Below are 21,226 nucleotides of genomic sequence, written 5' to 3'. Positions count from 1 at the left end.
CCCGCCGCGACCGGCTCGGCGAAGGCAGCGTGTCGGATCGCGCGCGGGCCGCGCTCGACGCGGCGGTGTCCGCCCTTCGATCCTCCGGACGTCGCAACACCCTGATCGCCCTTGCCCCGCCGGACGCCGAAACCTCGCTGCGTCTCGGCCTCGGCGCGCTGACGCCCGCCCAGACGGTGCAGACCGACTGGGGCGAGACCGTGCGTCGTCTGCACCCCGCCTTCCACGCCGCCATCGCGGCCTCGGGCGGAGATCCGGAAGAGGCGGAACGCTGGGTGCTGGGCCGTCGCACCCTCATCGGGGCCCCCGGCCTGGATCACGATCACTTGCGCGGCCTCGGCTTCACCGACGCGGAACTGGAGGCCGTCGAGCGCGCCCTCGCCTCGGTCGAGACGCTGGAGGACGCCTTCGCCCCGCCCGTGCTGGACGCGGGCTTCATCCGCGACGTGCTGGGCCTCGATCCGGAAGCGACTCCACCCAACGCCCTGCTCGCCGCTCTCGCTCCTGCCGAGGCCCTGGAGGCCGCTCGCGCCTATGTCTTCGGGCGGGACGACCTGTCGGGATGGACCGGCACGCCGGACGAACTGACCGCCCTTTGCGGCGATCCGGCTGCCGTCGGCGCAGCGCTCGATCGATCACTGGCCACGTTCGGAGACATCCCTGTCGTCGCCGGGCATGTCCTGCCCTGGACAGCGACCCTCAGCGCGGTCGAAGCCGTCATCCGGGAGGCCGTCGTCGCCGCGCAACCGGTCCGCCTGATCCCGACCTCCGCGCCTGCCGAACCCTCGCTCGTCCTGCACGAGCCCGAGGCCCGCCGCGCGCCTGAGTCGGCCGCGCCCCCCATCGAGACCATCGTCGAGCGCGTCGTCGAACGCGACCGCACGCGCCGCAAGCTGCCGGATCGCAGGAAGGGCTATATCCAGAAGGCGGCCGTCGGCGGCCACAAGGTCTACATCCACACCGGCGAATACGACGACGGCGAGCTCGGCGAGATCTTCATCGACATGCACAAGGAAGGCGCCGCCTTCCGCAGCCTGATGAACAACTTCGCCATCGCCATCTCGATCGGGCTGCAATACGGCGTGCCGCTGGACGAGTTCGTGGACGCCTTCGTCTTCACCCGCTTCGAGCCCGCCGGCCGCGTCACCGGCAACGACTCCATCGGCTCGGCGACCTCGATCCTTGACTACATCTTCCGCGAACTGGGCGTGTCCTATCTGGGCCGCCACGAACTGGCCAACGCCGACGCCGAGCCGCTCGACGCGGACGGTCTTGGCGGCGGCAAGGCCGACGAACTCGTGCCGGCGTCCCACTTCATCTCGCGCGGCTTCGCCCGGGGCGCGGCCCCGGACAATCTCGTCGTCCTGCCGTTTGCCCGTCGCGCCGAGCCCGAGCCGCCCCCTGTCCTGACCCACGACGCCGACGCCTGCCCGGCCTGCGGCGACTTCACCCTCCAGAGGCGAGGTGGAGCCTTCGTCTGCGACGCCTGCGGCATCGCCCCGTCGATGCAGGGATGACAACGGCCTTCTCTCATCCGCTCCGGGTCCGCTGGGCCGAGGTGGACGCCCAGGGCGTGGTCTTCAACCCGAACTACTTCCTCTACGCGGACGTGGCTGCGACCGAGTTCCTGCGGGCGCTCGGCGTGGTGCAGACAAGCACGCCGGACCTCCTTGAAAGCTATGTGGTCGATGCACGAGCCAGCTTCCGGGCTCCCGCGCGCTTCGACGACCTGCTGGACATCGGGGTTCGCGTCGACCGGATCGGGCGCTCGAGCTACGCCCTCAGGATCGACGTGATGCGGGACGGCGCCGTGCTGGTCGAGGTCTGGCTGACCTATGTCCGGGCGGTGGATGGCGCGTCCATCCCACTGTCGGAGACGTTCCGCCTTGCGCTCGCGGCCACGACGTCCGCTGGCGAAAGTTCAGAAGATGGTAAACCCTGAACACGATTGTCGCAGGGTCTTCACCGCCCCGGAATGTCAGCCGTGACCAAGCCGTCCCTCGCCCTGCTCCTCGTGTGCCTGCTGGCGGCGCCCGCCCAGGCCCAGAACGCCGGCCAGATCGCGCGGGTGCGGGCCGGCGCCTCCTGCCCCGGCTGCAACCTGTTCCAGGGCGATTTCTCCGGCATAGAGACGCGCGGCCAGAACCTGTCCGGCGCCCGCATCCGCCAGGCCGATCTCAGCCTGGCCGCCATGAACCGGACCCGCTTCACCAACGCCGACCTTCGCGACGTCGAGGCCTACGGCGGCGTCTTCTCCTCTTCCAACTTCAGCGGCGCCAACCTGACCAACTCCAGCTGGGTCGGCGCTTATCTGGAGGGCTCCAACTTCTCGGGCGCGACCCTGTCGGGTGCAAACTTTTCCGGCGCCCAGCTGGCCCGCGCCACCGGCCTGACCCAGCGCCAACTGAACACGGCCTGCGGCGATGCTTCCACCACCCTGCCCGGCCGCCTGACCATCCCGGCCTGCTGACATCCTGCGGACCTTACCGCGATTTAAGTGGGATTCCGCCACGACAGGGACCATCTTGAGGTCGTGACCCAGAACCCGACCACCCTTCGTCGCCTCCTCGCCGCCGCCGCTTCAGTCGGTGCCCTGTTCGCCGCTGGCTCGGCCTCTGCCGAGATGCAGTTGCAGTGGCAGGAACGGGACGTGGCGCGCATGGTCTCGCTCGGTGGCTCCTGCAACCGCTGTGAACTGTCGGGTCGCAATCTGTCCGGCGCCACCTTCACCGGCGCGTCTTTCGTTTCGGCTACCCTGGTCGGTACCAATCTGCGCGGGGCCGAGCTGGTCGGGTCGAACTTCTCCTCCTCCGACTTCAGCCGGGCGGACCTTCACGGGGCCGAGCTGGTCGGATCGAATTTCGCCTCCGCGATCTTCAACAGCGCCGTGCTGAATGGAGCGGAAGCGCAGGGAGCCAACTTTGCGCGCGCAGACCTGACTGACGCGAACCTGAACCTTGCCGAGCTCGTCGGGGCCAACATGAACTCGGCGATCTTGACACGGGCGAACCTATCCGGCGCCGAGCTGTTCGGGACGACCCTGGCGAACGTCAGTGCCCGTAACTCCAATTTCTCCGACGCCAAGCTGAATGCCGCCAATATGGCGAACGGCGACTTCAGCTCATCCAGCTTCGTGAACGCTGAAATGGACGGAGCGCGGCTATCGGGAGCGACGTTTAGCCGCTCAAACTTCACAGACGCCTCCCTGAACAGGGCCGACATTCGCGGCGCAGATCTGTCGCGGGCCACGGGGCTGACCCAAGCTCAGATTTCCACGGCCTGCGGTGACTCGACCACGCGCCTGCCTCGCAACCTGACAGCCCGCACCTGCACCCGCGTCGTCATCCGCGCACCGCGCCCACCGGCACCGCCGGCCCCGCCCCAGCCGCGCCGAAACATCGTGATCGCCGACACGAACTAAGGACTTCGAGGGCCGCGACTACCCCAGGACCGCGGCGAACGCTTCGATGTCCTCTGGCGTATTCAGCGCCAGGCTCTCGGCATCCGGCGCAATGCGTTTGGCCATCCCGGTCAAGACCTTGCCCGAGCCGACCTCGACGAAACGGGTGACACCGCCCTCTGTCGCCATCCATTCCATGGATTCGCGCCAGCGCACGCGGCCAGTGACCTGCTCGACGAGCAGCCGGCGGATGGTGTCGGCGTCCATCTCCGCTATTGCCGTGACGTTGGCCACGACGGGCACCGTCGGCCGCTCAAGCGCGGCAGAAGCAAGCGCCGTAGCCATCTCATCCGCTGCGGGCTGCATCAGAGGGCAGTGGAACGGTGCTGAGACGTTCAGCGGGATAGCGCGCGCGCCCAGCTCCTTGGCCTTTTCTATGGCGCGGTCCACCGCCGCCTTCTCACCTGAGATCACCACATTGCCGTTGTTGTTGTCGTTGGCCACGACGCAGACTCCGAGCTCGGCACCCGCCGCCGCCGCTGCCTCCGCCAGCGCCAGGTCCGTCTTCGGCCCGATCAGCGAGGCCATCGCTCCCTGCCCTACCGGCACGGCCCGCTGCATGGCCTGGCCACGCAGCTTCAACAGCCGTGCCGTATCGGCCACCGTCAGCGCCTGCGCCGCCGCAAGCGCCGAGTACTCGCCCAGCGAATGCCCGGCCACGAAGGCGGCGCGATCCACCCCGATGCCGAAATCCTTCTCCAGCACCCGCATGACCGCCAATGATACGGCCATCAGGGCCGGCTGGGCGTTCTCGGTCAGGGTGAGTTGATCCTCCGGCCCATTGCGCATCAGGCCCGACAGGTCCTGTCCCAGCGCCTCGTCCACCTCTCCGAACACCTCGCGCGCGCTGGCGAAGGCATCGGCCAGCGCCGCCCCCATGCCGACGGCCTGACTGCCTTGTCCGGGGAAAAGGAGAGCGAGGGTCATGAGCGAGGTCCGTTGCAGCCAAGCGAAGGCCGCGAGGGGTAGGACAAGCGATGCGTCGGAGCAAGCCGGGCTCAGCCCACCCGGGCCAAGGCCTCGTAAAGCGCGGACACATCAACGGGCTTTGACAGATAGTCCGTCATTCCCGCCGCGAGGTATTCCGCGCGCTGGCCCGGCATGGCGTTGGCCGTGAGCGCGATGATGGGCAACATGCTGGCTCGTCCACCCAGGGCCCGAATGTGGCGCGTGGCGGTCGGCCCATCCATGACGGGCATCTGCACGTCCATCAGAATGGCGTCGTAGTCCGCGCTCGACACCGCCGCGAGGGCCTGGGCGCCGTCGGGCACGATGGTGAAGCTGTGTCCGAAGCTGCTCAGCAGGGCCGCGACGACCCTTTGATTCGTTTCATTGTCCTCGGCCACCAGAACTCGCAGGGGACGAGCCCCAGCCGGGGCGTCCGCTTCGACGGCCCCGGCCTCTCGCTCGGCGATCAGCGCGGGGATTTCGACCCAGAACAGGCTGCCGACGCCTTGCTGGCTCTCGACACCGACGCATCCGCCCATCAGCTCTGCGTACTGCTTGCAGATCGCCAGACCCAGGCCTGTGCCGCCATACCGCCGGGTGGTCGATCCGTCCGCCTGGACGAACCGCTGGAACAGCCTCGCGCAGACCTCTGGCGCTATGCCAATGCCGGTATCCCTGACCGCGACCCGCAAATGGCCGTCATCCGGTCGGTAGCCCACCTCGACGACGATCCGGCCGGCCTCGGTGAACTTGACGGCATTGCCGACGAAGTTCGTCACGATCTGACGCAGGCGGTTGGCGTCGGCGGTGACCTGATCGGGCATGCCGGCCTCGATCTGGGTGATCAACTCGACCCCCGGCCGCAGTACCGAGCGACTGAACAGGTCGGCCACCTCGGCGATCAGAGCCCGAGGATCGAAGGCGATCGGTTCCAGCCGGATCTGCCCCGCCTCAAGCCTGGAAATCTCCAGAATGTCGTCAAGGATGTGCAGCAGGTTCCTCGCCGATTGCAGGGCGATGTCGGCGTGCTCCCGGTGGGCCGGTTCAAGTTCGGCGCGCCGCAACACCTCCAGCATTCCGATCACGCCGTTCATGGGCGTGCGGATCTCGTGGCTCATCGTCGCCAGGAACTGACCCTTGGCGACAGCCGCGGCCTCGGCCTCGACCCGCTTGGCCTCCAGCTCGGCCGTGCGCTGAACGTCGTCTGTAATGTCCCGATTGACCCCAAGCAGAACGGGCCGGCCCTCGCTTCCGGTCGTGGCCGCCGCATGCCCCAGGACATGGCGCTCGATACCCTCAGGCGTTACGACGCGGAACCGGGACTGGACGGGCTTGCCGGTCTCGAAGGCGGCTCGGCCGTCGCGCAGCAGCATGTCGCGATCGTCCGGATGCACACGACCCATCGCCACGTCGTTGGGAATGGGCGCGTCGTCGCCGTCGAGCCCATAGATCGCCCGCATCGTGGCGTCGAACGAGAAGTCACCGTTTTCTATGTTCTTTTCCCAGACCCCCAGACCGGCGATGTCCAGACAAAGCCCCAAGCGCTCGGTGGCCAGCGCCAGCCGCAATTCCGAGGTCTTTCGCGCCGTGATGTCCTCGTGGGCGCCGACCATCAGCAGGGGCCGCCCGTCGTCGGATCGGGAGACCAGCCGGGCGCGATCCAGGATCCAGACCCAGTGGCCCGCCTTGTGGCGCATCCGCACCTCGGCCTCGAAGTAGGGCTCCAACCCCAACAGATGCCGTTCGGCCTTCAGCATCGCCGCGGCCTGGTCGTCGGGATGGCGCAGGCGCGCGCAGGTCTCGATCGAGACCGGGGCCAGCTCGGCCAGGGTGTACCCCAGCATCTCGGCCCAGCGCTCATTCAGCCACAGCTCGCCGGTCTGAAGGTTCCAGGACCAGGCCCCAATGCGCGCGGCGTCGATGATGTCAGCGAGTCTCAACCCCGCCGCGCTGGACGTCGCCTGGGGGGCGAACGCCTCATCGTCAAGCTGGCGCTGTGGGGCGTTAGACAAGCAGGCTCCCTCCGACTCAGTCCTCACTACACGTCGCAGCTTAACCGATCGTGGTGAAGGCGACAGGCGCATGGCTTGCCCCGCCGGGCCTTTTCCCCTATACGCGCCCGCTTTCCAGGGCCTCGGTCCCGGAGCGGAACGCCAAAGGGTTCGGGAACTCCTCCCGGCCGCCGCCTCGGGAACCATCGTCGGACGGACTGAACCCGGTCCTTCGGCGCCGACGCCCAAAACGGGAGACGAACGAATGGCTCTTTACGAGCACACGGTCATGTCGCGCCAGGACATCAGCGCGCAACAGGCCGAAGCCCTCAACGACACCATCAAGGACCTGATCGTCGCCGGCGGCGGCACGGTCGCCAAGATCGAATACTGGGGCCTGCGCAACCTGACCTACCGGGTCAAGAAGAACCGCAAGGCGCACTATTCGCTGCTCGCCATCGACTGCCCGCCGGCCGCCATGGCCGAGGTCGAGCGCCAGCTGTCGATCAACGAGGACGTCCTGCGCTGGCTCACCGTCCGCGTCGAGGAACTGGACCTCGAACTGTCGCCGCTTCTGGCCCGTCGCGAGCGCGAGCGTGAGCGCGAACGTGAGCGTGGTCCGCGCGACGACGCCGAGCTGGCCGCCTAAGGAGAGATCGAACCATGTCCGACACCCACTCCTCCAACGTGCCCGGCACGCCCGTCAACGCCTCGGCCGGCCCGCGCCGTCCCTTCAATCGTCGCCGCAAGACCTGCCCGTTCTCGGGCGAGGGCGCGCCGAAGATCGACTACAAGGACGTCAAGTTGCTCCAGCGTTACATTTCCGAACGCGGCAAGATCGTGCCCTCGCGCATCACCGCCGTGTCCCAGATCAAGCAGCGCGAACTGGCCAAGGCCATCAAGCGCGCCCGCTATCTGGCCCTCCTGCCCTACGTGGTGAAGTAAGATGAAGGTCGTTCTCCTGGAGCGCGTCGAGAACCTCGGCGCCATTGGCGACGTCGTCACCGTCAAGGACGGCTTCGCCCGCAACTTCCTCCTGCCCCGCGACAAGGCGCTGCGCGCCACGTCGAAGAACCTGGAGAAGTTCGAACTCGACCGCGCGGCCATCGAGGCCCGCAACGAGAAGAACAAGGCCGAGGCCCAGAAGATCGCCGACAAGATCGACGGTCAGTCCTACGTCATGATCCGCCAGGCCGGTGAAACCGGCCAGCTGTACGGCTCGGTCGCCGGCCGCGACGTCGCCGAGGCCGTCCAGGCCGAAGGCGGCAAGGTCGAGCGTTCGCAGGTCGTCCTGAACGTCGCGATCAAGACGCTGGGCGTCCACGAAGTGCTGGTCCGCCTGCACCCCGAGGTCACCGCCACGGTCAAGATCAACGTGGCCCGCTCGGCCGACGAGGCCGAACGTCAGGCCCGTGGCGAGGACGTGATCAAATCGGCCTACGAGCAGGAACGTGAAGCGGCCGCTGAGCAGGCCCGCGACATGGTCGAAGGCGGCGCCGGCCAGCAGGAAGGCCTCGGCTCCGAGGCCTGATCGCTTTCAGTTCGGTTAGCCGGCGTTTCAGCAAGACGGAAAGGGCGCGTCCTCGGACGCGCCCTTTTTCCGTTCGGGGTCCACGGCTCGGGACGGGGTGGAAGAAAATTGCGCGTCCTCGCGCCCTCCGACCGGAACTATGTCGAAATTGCAACGACCCGGCGAGTTCGCAAGATGGTTGCTTGCACGGGAGCTTTAGGCAACTCAGCTTGTTCGCGGACGTCCGACGGCCGCCCGACGCGCAACGATCGTGCGCGGCCGAACGTGCGCCACCCTTCGGTTGCCCCGGAGGAGTCGCAACAAGACAGCCGACGCACGGGCGTCGGTTCACGGCATCAGGACAGATCATGACCCAACGCACCACACGCGCTCTTCTCTTTGGCTTCTCGTCTCTCGCGGCGTTGTCCTGCCTCGCCCTTCCTGCGCATGCCCAGGATGCGCCGGCTTCCGGTCAGGACGACGCCGTTCTGGACGAAATCGTTGTGACCGGCACGCGCGCCGCCAATCGATCGCGGCTCGACACGCTCGCCCCGGTCGACGTCATCACCGCCGACACCCTGACCAATCGCGGCACCACGGAACTCGCCGCCGCCCTGGCCCAGGCCGTGCCTTCCCTGACCTTCCCGCGTCCCGCCGTAACCGACGGCACGGATTCGATCCGCCCCGCCACCCTGCGTGGGCTTCAACCAGACCAGACGCTGGTTCTGGTCAACGGCACGCGCCGGCATGCCTCGGCGCTGGTCAACGTCAACGGTTCGGTCGGGCGCGGCGCGGCGGCGGTCGATCTGAACGCCATCCCGACCGGCGCACTGAACACCGTCGAGGTCCTGCGCGACGGTGCGTCGGCCCAGTACGGCTCCGACGCCATCGCCGGTGTGGTCAACCTGCGCCTGAAGGAGGCGCGCTTGGGCGGCGGATTGAACGTCACCTACGGCCAGTACTTTACCGAGGTCGAGGCGGCGCGGGGCAGCCGTGACGAGGAGGATGGCCAGACCGTCACCGTCTCAGGCTGGCAGGGGCTGGCGCTCGGCTCGGACGGCTTTCTGACCCTGTCGGCGGAGTATCTGCAGCGCGATCCGACCAACCGCTCCGACATCGATCCACGAGCCGCTGCCGGCGGCCGCGTGACCGCGCGTCTCGGCGACCCCGAGGTTGATCAGTTCACGGTCTTTGCCAACGCAGGCAAGCCGCTGGCCGCTGGATGGGAAGCCTATGGCTGGGCCGGTTTCCAGGACCGCGACAGCGAGAGCGCCGCTTTTCCACGCCTGTCGGACAATGTGAACAACGTCGCGGCCGTCTACCCCAATGGCTTCCTGCCCCTGATCGCCATCAACTCGCAAGACTTGTCGCTGGCCGGGGGCCTGCGCGGCGTGATCGCAGGATGGGACGCGGACTTCAGCCTCGTCTATGGCCGCAACGCCCTTGAGTATCGCACCGAGAACTCCCTGAACTCGACCTACGGCGCGGCCTCGCCGACCAGCTTCGACTCGGGCGAGACCATCTACGACCAGTTGGTGTTCGGGGCCGACTTCGTACGCGAGTTCGAGATCGGCCTGTCGGGGCCCCTCACCTTCGCCTGGGGTCTGGAGGCCCGGCGCGAGACCTATGAGATCGTGGCCGGCCAACCGGAGAGCTACAATCGCGGTCCGCTCGGGGGAAACACCGCCCTGGCGGGCGGCGCCCAGGGCTTCGTCGGCTTTCAACCCTCCAACGAGGTGGACCAGGACCGCGACGCGGTCGGCCTCTACGCCGAGGTCGAGTTGCCGCTGACCGACCGGTTGACGGTGCAGGGCGCCCTGCGCGTGGAAGACTATTCCGACTTTGGGGACAATCAGACCGGAAAGATCTCAGCGCGCTACGATTTCACGCCGAACTTCGCGCTACGGGGTTCGATCTCGACCGGCTTCCGCGCGCCTTCGCTGCAGCAAAGCTTCTACACCGCCACCGCGTCGGTCATTCAGAGCGGCCAGGTGGTCGAGACCGGAACATTCCCGGCGACCAGCACCATCGCGCAGATTCTGGGGGCCGAGCCGCTCGATGCCGAGACCTCGACCAACTACGCGCTCGGCGCAGTCGTCCGCCTCGGAGGCTTCGACCTGACCATCGACGCCTATCGGATCGTCATCGAAGACCAGATCGCCTTGTCGGAGAACATCAACCGCACATTCAGCCCTCAGGTCGCCAGCCTGCTGGATCCTCTCGGCATTCAGGCTGCGCGCTTCTTCATCAACGGCGTGGAGACCGAGACGCAAGGGGTGGACATCGTGGCCCGCTATCGCCTCGATACGGAGACGGCGGGCGACTTCGCCTTCACCGTGGCGGCCAACTTCAACGAGGTCGACGTCACACGCTTTCCGACCAGCACTTCGGTCCTCAACCCGGCGCCGACCCTCTTCAACCGCCAGCGCATCCTGACCTTTGAAGAAGGAACCCCCGATACGAAGGTCGCGAGCTCGGTCGATTGGGAGCTCGGCCCGTGGACGGCGTCTGCGCGCGCGACCTATTACGCCAGCGTGACCCAGCCGGGGACGACGGCGGCAAGCGATTACTTTACTGGCGACAAGACGGTGGTGGATCTGTCGGGCAGCTATCAGTTCACGGACAGGGTTGGCCTGACCCTCGGCGTCGACAATGTGTTCGACGAGTACCCGGATTTCACCCCGGCCAGCCTGAACTCGAATGGCGTACTCGGCTTCCCCTTCTACTCGCCCTTCGGTTTCAACGGGCGATATGCCTACGCCAGGCTCAGCCTGAACTGGTGACAAGAGATCGGGGGCGACGCGCATCGTCGCCCCCGTTTCGCCTCATCACCGGGTTTCCTTGCCAATCAAGGGCGGAAAGCCGGGGGAACTGAAACATGGGCAAGACCATCGTCGTCGTGGGCATCGGCCTCGCGCTGCTCGCATCGACGCCCTGTCTGGCGCAGTCGCGTACGCTGGACGCCTTCGTCACCGAGGCGAACCGCATCCCGCTGAACCCGACCTCGGCGATCCGCTCCGACGCGCGCCGGCTGGTGCGGGAGTTCAATGCCTCGATGACGACCGTCAGCGCCGAGGTCAGAGACGCCCGCGCGGCCGGCCGCACGCCGCCCGCCTGCCCGCCGGAACGGATCCAGATGAACCCACGCCAGTTGCTGGACTACCTGAACGCCATTCCCCAGACCCGGCGCCAGCGGATGACGCCGACCGACGGAATCCGGTCCTGGCTGGCCTCGCGCTACCCTTGCCCCGCCGCCTGATCGCACGCCGGAACTGATCCGTTTCAGGATTTTCCAGCGGTCCACAGCGCGACCGATTCAACCCCCAGGGAAGGCTACGTCCAGGACTGTCGCAGGGGCGTGCGAAGGGTAAGCGTTAACCCGATGAACGCCTTCGCTCCCATCTCCGCCGACACGGTCCATCTCCCCTCCCTTCCCCACAACCTGGAGGCCGAGCAGGCGCTGCTGGGCGCCCTGATGTTCGACAACGGCGTGTTCGAGCGCCTGTCGGACCGGCTGAAGGGATCGCACTTCTACGAACCCTTTCACCAGCGGCTCTACGACGCCATCGAAGACCACATCCGTCAGGGCCTGCTGGCTGAGCCGACCATCCTGATGGAGCGATTCAAGCAGGACCCGGCCTTCGCCGAGTTCGGCGGTTTGCGCTACCTCGCCGACCTGATGGATCGCGCGCCGCCCGGGGCCAATGCGCCGGACTACGCCCGCGTCGTCTATGACCTGGCCCTGCGCCGCGACCTGATCCGCATCGGCGGCGATATCATCAAGGACGCGCCCGATCCCGAGACGCCCGCGATCGAGCAGATCGAGCAGGCGGAGCTGACCCTCTATTCCCTGGCCGAGAACGGTGCCCCCTCCTCCGGCTTCGTCAGCTTCTCGACCGCGCTCGCCGGGGCCGTGCAGATGGCCGGCGAGGCCTATCAGCGGGACGGCAAGCTGGCCGGTCTCGCGACACACCTTCACGATCTGGATCAGAAGCTGGGCGGCATGCATCCGTCCGACCTGCTGATCCTCGCGGGGCGTCCGTCGATGGGCAAGACGGCGCTGGCGACCAACATCGCCTTCAACGTGGCGCGCAACTACCGCTGGGAGCCGACGCCGGATGGGCGGAAGACCGTGTCCGGCGGCGTGGTGGCCTTCTTCTCGCTGGAAATGAGCGCCGAGCAGCTGGCCATGCGAATCCTGGCCGACGCCTCGGGAGTCTCGTCGGACCGGCTGAGGAAGGGCGAGATCGACGCGGCCGACTTCGGCAAGGTCCGCGACGCCGCCATCGAGATCGGCGAGAGCCCGCTCTACATCGACGCCACCGGCGGCATCTCGATCTCCAAGCTGGCCGCCCGCGCCCGCCGTCTGAAGCGGGCCGAACAGGGCCTGGACCTGATCATCGTCGACTACCTGCAGCTCGTGACGGTCGGCGAGGGCAACGGCCAGAAGAACCGGGTGCAGGAGGTGTCGGAGATCACCGGTGGCTTGAAGGCCCTGGCCAAGGAGCTGAACGTCCCGATCATCGCCCTGTCACAGCTGTCGCGTCAGGTCGAGGCGCGCGAGGACAAGCGGCCCCAGCTGTCGGACCTGCGCGAGTCCGGCTCGATCGAGCAGGACGCCGACGCCGTCATGTTCGTCTACCGGGAGGCTTACTACCACGAGCGCATGAAGCCAGCCGACGAGCGCAAAGAGGAGTACATGGATTGGGCGAACAAGATGGATGAAATCTATCGGGTCGCTGAAGTCGTTATCGGCAAGCAACGACACGGCCCGATCGGTATCGTCAAACTAAGCTTTGACCCTGACACCACCCGGTTCGGTAATCTGGCACCAAACGGTCGCTACGGAAACTTCAGCGACATTCCCGAGTAAGTATCAACCCTCCGCGCATCCCGGCGAAAGCGGCGACCCAGTGCTTGAATGAGGCACGGCAACTGGGATCGGCTGACAGGTGCCCTCGGCGCCATCCATCGCCCAAAGAACTGGATCCCCGCTTTCGCGGGGATGAGTGGCAGAGGATTACTTCCGCGGCCCCTGCTTCTGACCCGTGCGGATCCGGCCCGAGCGACTGACCTGGCGGGCACCGCCGCGCGCGCCCTTCTGGACGGCGACCGAAGACCCCGCCTTCTTGGACGCCGAGGCCTTCACCGCGCCGATGACACGGGGCTTGGCGACCCGGGTCTTCTTCTGCTCCAGCGCCTTGCCGGGAAGACGGGACTCTTCCTCTTCCTTCTTGCGGACCTTGCGCGGCGCGGTCTTGGCGTCGCCCTTGTAGCGCTCAGGCCCGGACTTGGCGCCGCCCTCGGCATAGGGGTTGGCCGAGTTGCCCTTGATCGTCAGGCGCAGCGGAACACCTGGAAGATCAAAGCTCTCGCGCAAGGAGTTGGTCAGGTAGCGGATGTAGTGGTCCGGCAAGGCCCCGCCCCGGCTGGCGAACAGCACGAAGGTCGGAGGCCGCGCCTTGGTCTGGGCCATGTACTTGGTCTTGATGCGCTTGCCGTCGACGGCGGGCGGCGGGTGGCGCTGGGTCGCCATGGCCAGCCAGTCATTCAGGTCCTTGGTCTTGACCTTGACCGACCAGGTCGCGTGGGCCTTGAGCACCGCCGGCATCAGCCGCTCGACGCCGCGCCCGGAGTGGGCCGACAGGGCGACGAACTCCGAGCCCTTGAGCTGGGGCAGCTTGTCGTCGGCCATGCGCTTGAGCTCGGCCAGGCGCGACTGGGGCTCTTCCTCGAGGTCCCACTTGCTGGCGACATAGACCAGCGCCCTGCCCTCGCGCTCGACCAGATCGGCGAGCTGCAGGTCCTGAACGTCGAAGGCGTTGTCCTTGTCCATCACCAGCACGACGACCTCGGCGAAGGTGATGGCCCGAAGGGTATCGGCGACCGACAGCTTCTCCAGCTTCTCCTGAACGCGGGCCTTGCGTCGCATGCCGGCCGTGTCGACCAGGCGGATGTTCTGACCTTCGTAGACCCAGTCGACCGAGATCGAATCGCGGGTGATCCCCGCCTCGGGGCCAACCAGCAGACGGTCCTCGCCGATCAGGCGGTTGACGAGGGTCGACTTGCCCGCGTTCGGGCGGCCGATGATGGCGATGCGGATCGGCTTGTCGGGCTCGTCGACCTCCTCGACGAAGATGTCGGCCGAGGCCGCCACGATGGCCTGATAGAGGTCCGCCATGCCCTCGCCGTGCTCGGCGGAGATGGCAACGGGCTCGCCGAAGCCCAGGGCATGAGCCTCGCCCACGCCGCCCCCGGATTCCCGGCTCTCGGACTTGTTGGCCAGGATAACGACCGGCTTGTGCTGCTTCCTGAGGCGATCGGCGAAGATGCGGTCCAGCGACGTCACGCCCTCCCGCGCGTCCATCATGAACAGGATCAGGTCGGCGTCCTCGATGGCGGCCTCGGTCTGCTCGCGCATGCGGGCTTCCAGGCTCTCGTCGGTGACGTCCTCATAGCCGGCGGTGTCGATCAGGGTCAGGTCGAGGTCACCGATGTTTCCATCGGCATAACGCCGGTCACGGGTGACCCCCGGCCGGTCGTCGACGAGCGCCAGGCGCTTGCCTACCAGCCGGTTGAACAGGGTCGACTTGCCCACGTTGGGGCGGCCGACGATGGCGACCTTCAATGCCATGCCGGCCTTCTAGCGTGTTTCGGCCGGTCAGCGAATGCTGACCAGATCACCGTTGTCCGTCAGGACATAGAGTTGCCCGTTGTAGGCGATGGGCGACAGGAACGCCGGCCCGCCGAGACGGATCGACGCCGTCTGGGCACCCGTCTTCGGGTCGAAGGCCACGGCCTCGCCGTCGGAGTTCACCAGTACCAGGCGGTTGGACGCCAGGATCGGCCCCGACCACTCCGGCCGCACTGTTCGATCGCCAAAACCGAGGAAGCCCCCCTCCTGACGAACGCGGCCCTCGTTCAGATTGCGGGTCCAGTAAACCGCGCCGCTGTCGCGATTGACGACGGTCAGCTCTCCAGTCTTGGACACGACATAGACCACGTCCCCGACAGGCAGGGGCGCATTGACACCGCCGATGGGCAGAGACCAGCGCGGCTGGCCGGTCCGGATGTCCATGGCCTGCATCACACCGGAGTGACCGACGGCATAGACGAAGCCGCGCGAGACCACCGGCCGACCCGCGATGTCGCGGATCTCGGACAGGGCGCTGGTGCGGCTGGTGCGCGACAGAACCTGGTTCCAGACCGGCTGACCGTTCGAGGCGCGCAGGGCAACCACCTCGCCGGAGGAGAAGGGCGCGATGACCGTATCGCCGCTGACCGCCGGGCTTGAGGCGCGCATCACGCGCGCCGGCTCGACGATACCGCGATAGGACCAGTCCTGCTGGCCCGTCTGGGTGTTGAAGGCGATGATCTGATTGTCGACGTCGACGACGTAAATCCGGTTGCCCGCCAGCGTCGGCGCGCCACGCAGGGGCACATCGACAGCCTGGGTCCAGACGACATTGCCGGTCGCGGCGTCCAGCGCCGACATGGTGCGATAGCCGGACGCGACATAGAGCCGACCGCCGCCCACTGCCAGACCGCCACCAAAGCCGCCTTCCAGCGGCCCTCCACCCGAACTGACCAGGGGCACGGGCAGGCCGAATACCGCGACTCCGCCCGCGGCTTCGCGGCCTGTCGGCTTGACATCGCGACGCCACACGATCTGACCCGACGCGGCGTCCACGGCCGTCACGGTCGACTCGCCATCCATGACGTAGATGCGGCCATCGGCGGCCACCGGCGGCGCCATCACCTGGGTCGTGCGGCTGGAGCCCCGGCCAATGCCGCGTCGCCAGCCGATGGTGAACTCTGGCGCGGCGATGCTGTGCTCGACCAGGTTCTCGGGCGTGCCGCCGGCCATCGGCCATGAGGTCCGGGCCGACGGCCCCGTCACCAGGAAGTCCCGACCTGCCAGTGCCGCCGAAGGCGTCACGGTCTGCTCAAATGACAGGATCGAGATGCGATCCCCCTCGCTCGCCGTCGCCTGGGGCGTGTTGTCCTGACCCAAGCCAAACGGCAGGATCCGGCGCGCCGAGGCGCAGGAGGCGACGGTCGCCGCCAGGCCGACGACGGCCACGATCTTGAGAGCGCGCGTCACGCGGGTCATCCGGTCTCCGGTCTCGAACATCACTGGGCGGGAGCCTCGGCGGGCGCGCCTTCGGCGGTCGGGGGCACCTGTAGCACCGGTGCGGGCGGAACGACCTGCTGGGCCGCGACGATCGCGGCGAGACCAGCCGCCGTCTCGCTGTCGATCAGGCCGATGGCGGCCTGGGCGCGCTGGCGCACGGGCTCTGGCACGTCCTGACCCAGCGTCAGCAGCGTCAGAAGTTCACGCGCCTCGGCGGCCTGTCCATGCTGGATGCGCGCCAGCGCCAGGGCCTCCTGGGCGAAGGGCCGCATCGGACGGCCTTCCTCGATCAGCGGCTCCAGACGCTCTGTGATCTGTTCGAGCGTGCCGGTGTCCATGACCAGAAGCGCGGCCTTGAACCGGGCCGGGTCAGCGAGGACCGGATCACCCGAGGCGCGGGCGGCCTCGTCAAACAAAGCGACGGCGTCTTCCGTACGATTCGACGCCAGCGCCAGACCGGCACGCTGCTGGAGCGCGAGCGACTTGTAGGCTCCATTGCCCTTCTCGGCGGCCTCGGCGAAGGCGGTCTCGGCCCCGGCGTTGTCACCGGACTGCAGTGCTTCCATGCCGCGTTGATAGGCGACTGAGGCGTCATGCGCCTTGCCGGTCTGCCAGCTCTGCCAGCCCCACCAGGCCAGGGCGGCCACCAGGGCCACCGCGAGGAGACCGCCAACGATGGGCAGCCACTGACGCGCGAGGCGTTTCAGCCGCTCCGAGCGGATCTCTTCCTCGACCTCTTCAAAGACGTCCGTCACTGAGTCGCTGCCCCGAAAAAACGCTGCAAAGCCAAATCGGCGCGGACCCTAGAGGTTCGACCCCGCGCCCGCAATCGACCCCTAGGGCGTGGCGGGCTTTTTCGAGAAGTAGGTCTCGACTTCGGCAGGAAAACGGCGGGCGCGAACGTCGTCGGCGTAACCCTTGACCGCCCGGTCGATCTCTCCGCGCAGGTCGGCATAGCGACGCACGAACTTGGGCGTCCAGTCGAACAGGCCCAGCATGTCGGGCGTCACCAGGATCTGGCCGTCGCAGGCGGCCGACGCCCCGATGCCGATGGTCGGCTTGTCGATCGACCGCGTGATCTCGGCGGCGACCGGCTCGGCGGTGCCCTCCACCACGATGGCGAAGGCCCCGGCATCAGCGGTGGCCTCGGCCTCGGCGATGACGCGCAGCCGCTCGTCTTCGCTCTTGCCCTTGGCCTTGAAGGCGCCCTCGGTCAGCACCGCCTGGGGCCGCAGGCCGACGTGACCCATGACCGGGATGCCGCGCTGGACCAGGTATTCGATGGTCTGGGGCACGGTCGGGCCGCTTTCCAGTTTCACCGCCTGGGCACCGGTCTCCTTCATGACGCGAGCGCAGTTCTGATAGGCGATCTCCTTGCCGCCTTCATAGCTGCCGAACGGCATGTCGATGACGACCATCGCCCGCTTTGATCCCCGCATGACCGCCTGGCCGTGCAGGATCATCATCTCCAGCGTCACCCCGACCGTGTTGGGCAGGCCATGGACGACCATGCCGACGCTGTCGCCGACCAGCAGCAGGTCGCAGTGCGGGTCCAGCAACTCGGCCGTCGGGGCGTCATAGGCGGTCAGGCAGACGATGGGCTCGCCGCCCTTTCGCCGCATGATGTCTGGCGCGGCGAGGCGTCGGACGGCGTCATTGGACTGCTTGGACATGACATCACTCTAACCCTTCCACTCATCCCGGCGAAAGCCGGGACCCCGTTCTTTTGCGAGGCACGGTGCGCCGGAGCCACCTCGTTCGTCGGTCAGAGCGCCCAAGGGACTGGGTCCCGGCCTTGACTACTCCGCGCCGCCCTTCGGGTCGCCAGAATGAGCGGAGAGAGGGGTGTCAGACCTCCTGCGACAGCCGCATGACGCCTGCGGCCGCGAGCGCGATCAGGGCCCCGGCCGCGATCCAGAACAGCTGCATCCCGCCCATCGCCCCCAGCGACACGTCAGCCAGACCGATCTGCTGAAGACCGGTCTGGACCGCATCCTGAACATTCACCGACGCCGCCTGCACGCCCTGGCCGATGGCCCGCCCGGCGACCGGACCCTGGCTGTCGTTCAGGTTCAGGCTGACATTGGTCGTCTCGCGCACCGCGATCATCCCGCCGATCAGGCCAGCGACGGTCAGGGCGACGGTACGGACCCGGCTGGAGGACTGCAGCTTCGTCTCGACCTCGGCCGCGAACAATGTCGCGTCGGCCATCTGCGGCGAGCGGCTGAACAGCCGCTCGATCTCGGGATCGAACTCGTCAGACGACATGCGCCGCCCTCCCCACGGGTTCCCCGCCCCCCGAAAGCCGGGCGCGGAGTTTATCCAGACCACGTTTGACATGAGACTTCACCGTTCCAAGCGGCAGATTCATGGCGGAGGCGATCTCGGGATGAGACAGCCCCGCGCCGTGACACAGGGAGACGCAGATCCGCTCGACCTCGCTGAGGCTTTTCAGGGCCTCGTCCAGATCGACCAGACCGGCGGCATCCGGCGACACCGTGACCTCGGCCTGTTCCGGCTCCAGTTCGGCGACATAGCGGGCGTCCTTGGCCTTGCGCTTCAGATAAAGGCGCGCGGCGATGCGCTTGACCCAGGCCGCGAAGGTGCCCTCGCCCCGGAACTCCGCGCACTTCTCGAAGGCCTGGAGGAAGGCGTCCTGGGCGACGTCGTCGGCCTCGGCCGGCTGCGCGCCCATGCGCCGGAGCAGCATGCGCACCGCCGAGCTGTGACGACGCACCAGTTCGCCGAACTCGCGCCGGCCACCGGCGGCCGCCAGGGCCGCCAGCTCCACGTCGTGCCTGTCCAGCAGGGACTGGGCCATGACAGATGTTCCCCTGTCCGACTTCGGCTCAGTCCCTGTTCTTGTTGAAGAAACTCAGGACGATGAAGGCCAGGCCGATGGTGATCGGGATCGCCGCTATGCCCAGCATGCCGCCGCCGAAATCAGGACCGCCCCATTCGCCGCGTTCCCACGTCATGTCATTGATCAGGCTGAAGGCGGCGATGCCGACACCCACCGCCAGCCAGATGATGCCCCGTCGAATATCGCGGGTGCGGCTGGGCAGGTTCTTGGTGGCTTCCTTGCCGAGCGCCTCGATGACTTCGGGCGGCAGGGGCTGGCCCTTGTCGATGGCGGCGCGGACGGTCGCCTGCATCTCGCGGCGTTCTTTCGATTTCAGGTAGGTCGGGCCGATGACAATGGCCGTGATGGTGCCGAACACCGCGAAGATGGCGAACAGCGGAATGAAGTCTTCCATGGGATGTCCCCTCGTTTTCCTGAACGGCCGGAGCCTGATGCCCGGGCCTTCTGATCACAAGAGGCAACGGGGGGGCTCAGCGGATGCGTGGACGGACGTGAATTCTTCGTAAGGCGACGCTCGGCTGGATGGAGGAAACTTAATGCGTCCGCCCGCATCCGCCACGCTCGGCCGACGGCTCTGACGAAGTGGCGATCCCGCCACAACCTGTTGGAGATCCTCCCATGTCTGCATCCCTCGTCTTCGCTGTCGCCCTGATGATGCCGCAGGGCGCGCCTGCCCCCATCGCGCCGGCCGAGCCCGAAATGCGCGTCGTCGTCGGCGATCTGGACTTCGCTCGTCCGGCCGATCAGGACCGCTTCGTCGAGCGGGTCCGGGCCGCCAGCCGCGCCTTCTGCGCCGAGCACCTCGAGATCGTGACGCCGGACCGGCTGGGCGACCCGGCCGTCTGTCGGATCGAGATGCGTCGCCTCGCCTATCGCGCCCTGCCCGAGGCGCAGCGCCAGCAACTGGCCAGCACCGGACGGTTCCGCGCGATCCGCTGACCGAAAGCGCGGGCGGGGTTGAGGTCCAACTCCGCCCACGCTCGAGGTGCGCGCGACCCCCATTCGCGCTATGAAACCCGATACGCCGACTGGAGCCACGCCATGAGCCACGTGACCTATCGCATCGTCGAACACGACGGAGGCTGGGCCTACAAGGTCGGTGATACCTTCTCGGAGACCTTCGCCAGCCACGACGCGGCGCGCGCCGCGGCGGTCATGGCCAGCCGGGAGCAGAAGGTCGCGGACCAGACCGCCTGGATCGAGTTCGAGACCACCGACGGCGAATGGGTCACCGAACGGGCCGACGGCCACGACCGGCCCGACACCGACGTCGAAGGCTAGGCGAACGTCGCCGCGTAGATCTCCGGCTTGAACCCCACGACCGTGCGGTCGCCAAGGTCGAGCACCGGCCGCTTGATCATCGAGGGCTGGGCCAGCATCAGGGCGATGGCCCTGGCGGCGGTCAGGTCCGCGCGGTCGGCCTCCGGCAAGGCTCGAAACGTCGTGCCGGCGCGGTTCAGCACGGTTTCCCAGCCGTGGGTCTGGACCCAGCCTTCCAGCGTCGCCCGGTCGATGCCGGCCTTCTTGTAATCGTGGAAGACGTAGGCGCGGCCGTTCTGGTCCAGCCAGGTCCGGGCCTTCTTGACCGTGTCGCAGTTGGGGATGCCGTAGAGGGTCGGTGTCATGAAACCGAGATAGTGCCGGGCGGCGACGCGCGGCAAGGGGCGAGGCTTCCGATGCCTTGTTTCCCGGAGACCGATAGATGATGCGCCGCCTGTCCCTGATCGCCCTTGTCGCCGTGGCCGCCTGTTCGCAGGCCGAGCCCGAGCCGGCCGCCAAGGCCCTGGCCGAGGCCCCGGCCGCGCCCGCCGAGATTCCGGAGGCGACGAAGGGCTTTGCCGAGGGCGTGCGGATCGCCTGGGAGAACGGCCAGGCCGTCACGCCAGACGAGGCGACCCAGCTGGTCGGGCTGAACGGGCCAGAGGGCGCGATCGCCGCGCTGGAGGCCGGGACGCCCGGATCGCGCTGGACGACCGTCCTGGTCGGCATCGCCTCGGCCGAGCCCGCCTGGCTGGACGTGGCCGCCGCCCTGGAGCCCGGCGCGACCGGCGAACGCGCCACGGAGCTGGACACCGCCCTGAAGGCCGCGCTGGCGACCGATCCGGCGGCGACGCTGCGGGTGCTGGAGGTCGCGCGCCAGAGGCTGTCGCCCGCCGTGGTGTGCGCGGGCGATGCGCGGACGACGGGCCTGCTGAAGCCCGCGGTCGAGACCATCGCGGACCCGGCGCTGGAGGCCAAGAAGACGGCGTGCCTGGAGGCGCTGGGCTGACGACGGGCGCGCCCCATCGCTCTTCCGCTGTGAACGGGTGGGAGGGGCGGG

General features: G+C 67.7%; 22 protein-coding genes and 1 pseudogene. 13 read left to right on the top strand and 10 right to left on the bottom strand.

What is annotated here, in order from left to right:
- From IP78_RS15505 to IP78_RS07275, 4 genes and pseudogenes are all read left to right on the top strand, one after another.
- Positions 1-1,517 (top strand): annotated as a pseudogene (locus IP78_RS15505) (TSCPD domain-containing protein); the annotation flags it as partial.
- Entirely contained in the window at positions 1,514-1,942 is a 429-nt protein-coding gene (locus tag IP78_RS07285; RefSeq protein WP_054111033.1) for a thioesterase family protein, read from the top strand. The pseudogene IP78_RS15505 and the gene IP78_RS07285, both read left to right, overlap by 4 nt.
- 42 nt (positions 1,943-1,984) lie before the next feature.
- The gene (locus IP78_RS07280; protein WP_082384900.1) at positions 1,985-2,470 is read left to right on the top strand and encodes a pentapeptide repeat-containing protein; all 486 of its coding nucleotides are present in this window, start codon (positions 1,985-1,987) and stop codon (positions 2,468-2,470) included.
- Between the two features lie 63 nt (positions 2,471-2,533).
- Positions 2,534-3,421: a pentapeptide repeat-containing protein gene (locus IP78_RS07275; RefSeq protein WP_054111037.1), complete on the top strand. Its 888-nt coding sequence runs from the start codon at positions 2,534-2,536 to the stop codon at positions 3,419-3,421.
- A gap of 18 nt (positions 3,422-3,439) precedes the next feature.
- Here IP78_RS07275 and fabD read toward each other — a convergent pair whose 3' ends face one another.
- Together fabD and IP78_RS07265 are read right to left on the bottom strand one after the other, a co-directional pair.
- Entirely contained in the window at positions 3,440-4,387 is a 948-nt protein-coding gene (fabD, locus tag IP78_RS07270; protein WP_054111031.1) for an ACP S-malonyltransferase, read from the bottom strand.
- A gap of 71 nt (positions 4,388-4,458) precedes the next feature.
- Positions 4,459-6,420 (bottom strand): ATP-binding protein, encoded by a 1,962-nt coding sequence (locus tag IP78_RS07265; RefSeq protein ID WP_197272405.1) that lies wholly within the window; start codon positions 6,418-6,420, stop codon positions 4,459-4,461.
- Positions 6,421-6,664: 244 nt separating this feature from the next.
- On the opposite strand from IP78_RS07265, the gene rpsF reads away from it, so the two are divergent.
- From rpsF to IP78_RS07235, 6 genes are all read left to right on the top strand, one after another.
- A complete protein-coding gene (gene rpsF, locus IP78_RS07260; RefSeq protein ID WP_029415427.1) occupies positions 6,665-7,048 on the top strand; it encodes a 30S ribosomal protein S6 in 384 nt (127 codons plus the stop codon).
- 14 nt (positions 7,049-7,062) lie between these two features.
- Positions 7,063-7,344, top strand: a complete 282-nt coding sequence (rpsR, locus tag IP78_RS07255; protein ID WP_054111029.1) for a 30S ribosomal protein S18 — start codon at positions 7,063-7,065, stop codon at positions 7,342-7,344.
- Between the two features lies 1 nt (position 7,345).
- The gene (rplI, locus tag IP78_RS07250; protein ID WP_054111028.1) at positions 7,346-7,930 is read left to right on the top strand and encodes a 50S ribosomal protein L9; all 585 of its coding nucleotides are present in this window, start codon (positions 7,346-7,348) and stop codon (positions 7,928-7,930) included.
- Positions 7,931-8,277: 347 nt separating this feature from the next.
- Positions 8,278-10,692 carry a TonB-dependent siderophore receptor gene (locus tag IP78_RS07245; protein ID WP_054111027.1) on the top strand — a complete coding sequence of 805 codons (2,415 nt, stop codon included), beginning with the start codon at positions 8,278-8,280 and terminating at the stop codon, positions 10,690-10,692.
- 95 nt (positions 10,693-10,787) lie between these two features.
- Positions 10,788-11,168 carry a hypothetical protein gene (locus IP78_RS07240; protein WP_054111026.1) on the top strand — a complete coding sequence of 127 codons (381 nt, stop codon included), beginning with the start codon at positions 10,788-10,790 and terminating at the stop codon, positions 11,166-11,168.
- A 123-nt stretch (positions 11,169-11,291) separates the two neighbouring features.
- Positions 11,292-12,782: a replicative DNA helicase gene (locus tag IP78_RS07235; protein WP_054111025.1), complete on the top strand. Its 1,491-nt coding sequence runs from the start codon at positions 11,292-11,294 to the stop codon at positions 12,780-12,782.
- 147 nt (positions 12,783-12,929) lie between these two features.
- On the opposite strand, the gene der is transcribed toward IP78_RS07235, so the two are convergent.
- The 7 genes from der to IP78_RS07200 all read right to left on the bottom strand — a co-directional run bounded on the left by der (position 12,930) and on the right by IP78_RS07200 (position 19,300).
- Positions 12,930-14,543 carry a ribosome biogenesis GTPase Der gene (gene der, locus IP78_RS07230; RefSeq protein ID WP_054111024.1) on the bottom strand — a complete coding sequence of 538 codons (1,614 nt, stop codon included), beginning with the start codon at positions 14,541-14,543 and terminating at the stop codon, positions 12,930-12,932.
- A gap of 27 nt (positions 14,544-14,570) precedes the next feature.
- Entirely contained in the window at positions 14,571-16,022 is a 1,452-nt protein-coding gene (locus IP78_RS07225) for a PQQ-like beta-propeller repeat protein (protein WP_054111036.1), read from the bottom strand.
- A gap of 20 nt (positions 16,023-16,042) precedes the next feature.
- Positions 16,043-16,798 (bottom strand): tetratricopeptide repeat protein, encoded by a 756-nt coding sequence (locus tag IP78_RS07220; RefSeq protein ID WP_054111023.1) that lies wholly within the window; start codon positions 16,796-16,798, stop codon positions 16,043-16,045.
- Positions 16,799-16,879: 81 nt separating this feature from the next.
- The gene (gene panB / locus IP78_RS07215) at positions 16,880-17,716 is read right to left on the bottom strand and encodes a 3-methyl-2-oxobutanoate hydroxymethyltransferase (protein ID WP_054111022.1); all 837 of its coding nucleotides are present in this window, start codon (positions 17,714-17,716) and stop codon (positions 16,880-16,882) included.
- Between the two features lie 175 nt (positions 17,717-17,891).
- Positions 17,892-18,311 (bottom strand): hypothetical protein, encoded by a 420-nt coding sequence (locus tag IP78_RS07210; RefSeq protein ID WP_054111021.1) that lies wholly within the window; start codon positions 18,309-18,311, stop codon positions 17,892-17,894.
- Positions 18,301-18,864: an RNA polymerase sigma factor gene (locus IP78_RS07205; RefSeq protein WP_054111020.1), complete on the bottom strand. Its 564-nt coding sequence runs from the start codon at positions 18,862-18,864 to the stop codon at positions 18,301-18,303. Before IP78_RS07205 ends, IP78_RS07210 begins: the two co-directional genes overlap by 11 nt.
- Before the next feature lie 28 nt (positions 18,865-18,892).
- Complete coding sequence (locus IP78_RS07200) at positions 18,893-19,300, bottom strand: DUF6249 domain-containing protein (RefSeq protein ID WP_054111019.1); 408 nt, start codon at positions 19,298-19,300, stop codon at positions 18,893-18,895.
- A gap of 224 nt (positions 19,301-19,524) precedes the next feature.
- On the opposite strand from IP78_RS07200, the gene IP78_RS07195 reads away from it, so the two are divergent.
- Positions 19,525-19,845 (top strand): UrcA family protein, encoded by a 321-nt coding sequence (locus IP78_RS07195; protein WP_054111018.1) that lies wholly within the window; start codon positions 19,525-19,527, stop codon positions 19,843-19,845.
- A gap of 102 nt (positions 19,846-19,947) precedes the next feature.
- Positions 19,948-20,187 (top strand): hypothetical protein, encoded by a 240-nt coding sequence (locus tag IP78_RS07190; RefSeq protein ID WP_054111017.1) that lies wholly within the window; start codon positions 19,948-19,950, stop codon positions 20,185-20,187.
- Here IP78_RS07190 and IP78_RS07185 read toward each other — a convergent pair.
- Positions 20,184-20,531, bottom strand: a complete 348-nt coding sequence (locus IP78_RS07185) for an arsenate reductase (RefSeq protein WP_054111035.1) — start codon at positions 20,529-20,531, stop codon at positions 20,184-20,186. The genes IP78_RS07190 and IP78_RS07185 overlap by 4 nt on opposite strands.
- A 77-nt stretch (positions 20,532-20,608) precedes the next feature.
- Here IP78_RS07185 and IP78_RS07180 point away from each other — a divergent pair, with 77 nt between their 5' ends.
- Positions 20,609-21,175, top strand: a complete 567-nt coding sequence (locus IP78_RS07180; protein ID WP_054111016.1) for a hypothetical protein — start codon at positions 20,609-20,611, stop codon at positions 21,173-21,175.
- The last annotated feature ends 51 nt before the right edge of the window (positions 21,176-21,226 follow it).

This window comes from Brevundimonas sp. AAP58, from assembly GCF_001295975.1.
Classification (GTDB): Bacteria; Pseudomonadota; Alphaproteobacteria; order Caulobacterales; family Caulobacteraceae; genus Brevundimonas.
The sequence above is the reverse complement of the archived record's forward strand: the minus strand, read 5'-3'. Positions and strand labels throughout refer to the sequence as shown.

Bases quoted from the DNA above. Each gene is read 5' to 3' on its own strand.
- IP78_RS07240 (WP_054111026.1), top strand. From the start codon at position 10,788: ATGGGCAAGACCATCGTCGTCGTGGGCATCGGCCTCGCGCTGCTCGCA.
- IP78_RS07190 (WP_054111017.1), top strand. From the start codon at position 19,948: ATGAGCCACGTGACCTATCGCATCGTCGAACACGACGGAGGCTGGGCC.
- IP78_RS07205 (WP_054111020.1), bottom strand. From the start codon at position 18,864: ATGGCCCAGTCCCTGCTGGACAGGCACGACGTGGAGCTGGCGGCCCTG.
- IP78_RS07245 (WP_054111027.1), top strand. From the start codon at position 8,278: ATGACCCAACGCACCACACGCGCTCTTCTCTTTGGCTTCTCGTCTCTC.
- IP78_RS07180 (WP_054111016.1), top strand. From the start codon at position 20,609: ATGATGCGCCGCCTGTCCCTGATCGCCCTTGTCGCCGTGGCCGCCTGT.
- rpsR (WP_054111029.1), top strand. From the start codon at position 7,063: ATGTCCGACACCCACTCCTCCAACGTGCCCGGCACGCCCGTCAACGCC.
- IP78_RS07235 (WP_054111025.1), top strand. From the start codon at position 11,292: ATGAACGCCTTCGCTCCCATCTCCGCCGACACGGTCCATCTCCCCTCC.
- fabD (WP_054111031.1), bottom strand. From the start codon at position 4,387: ATGACCCTCGCTCTCCTTTTCCCCGGACAAGGCAGTCAGGCCGTCGGC.
- IP78_RS07285 (WP_054111033.1), top strand. From the start codon at position 1,514: ATGACAACGGCCTTCTCTCATCCGCTCCGGGTCCGCTGGGCCGAGGTG.
- IP78_RS07195 (WP_054111018.1), top strand. From the start codon at position 19,525: ATGTCTGCATCCCTCGTCTTCGCTGTCGCCCTGATGATGCCGCAGGGC.
- IP78_RS07210 (WP_054111021.1), bottom strand. From the start codon at position 18,311: ATGTCGTCTGACGAGTTCGATCCCGAGATCGAGCGGCTGTTCAGCCGC.
- der (WP_054111024.1), bottom strand. From the start codon at position 14,543: ATGGCATTGAAGGTCGCCATCGTCGGCCGCCCCAACGTGGGCAAGTCG.
- IP78_RS07185 (WP_054111035.1), bottom strand. From the start codon at position 20,531: ATGACACCGACCCTCTACGGCATCCCCAACTGCGACACGGTCAAGAAG.
- panB (WP_054111022.1), bottom strand. From the start codon at position 17,716: ATGTCCAAGCAGTCCAATGACGCCGTCCGACGCCTCGCCGCGCCAGAC.
- rpsF (WP_029415427.1), top strand. From the start codon at position 6,665: ATGGCTCTTTACGAGCACACGGTCATGTCGCGCCAGGACATCAGCGCG.
- rplI (WP_054111028.1), top strand. From the start codon at position 7,346: ATGAAGGTCGTTCTCCTGGAGCGCGTCGAGAACCTCGGCGCCATTGGC.
- IP78_RS07200 (WP_054111019.1), bottom strand. From the start codon at position 19,300: ATGGAAGACTTCATTCCGCTGTTCGCCATCTTCGCGGTGTTCGGCACC.
- IP78_RS07225 (WP_054111036.1), bottom strand. From the start codon at position 16,022: ATGACCCGCGTGACGCGCGCTCTCAAGATCGTGGCCGTCGTCGGCCTG.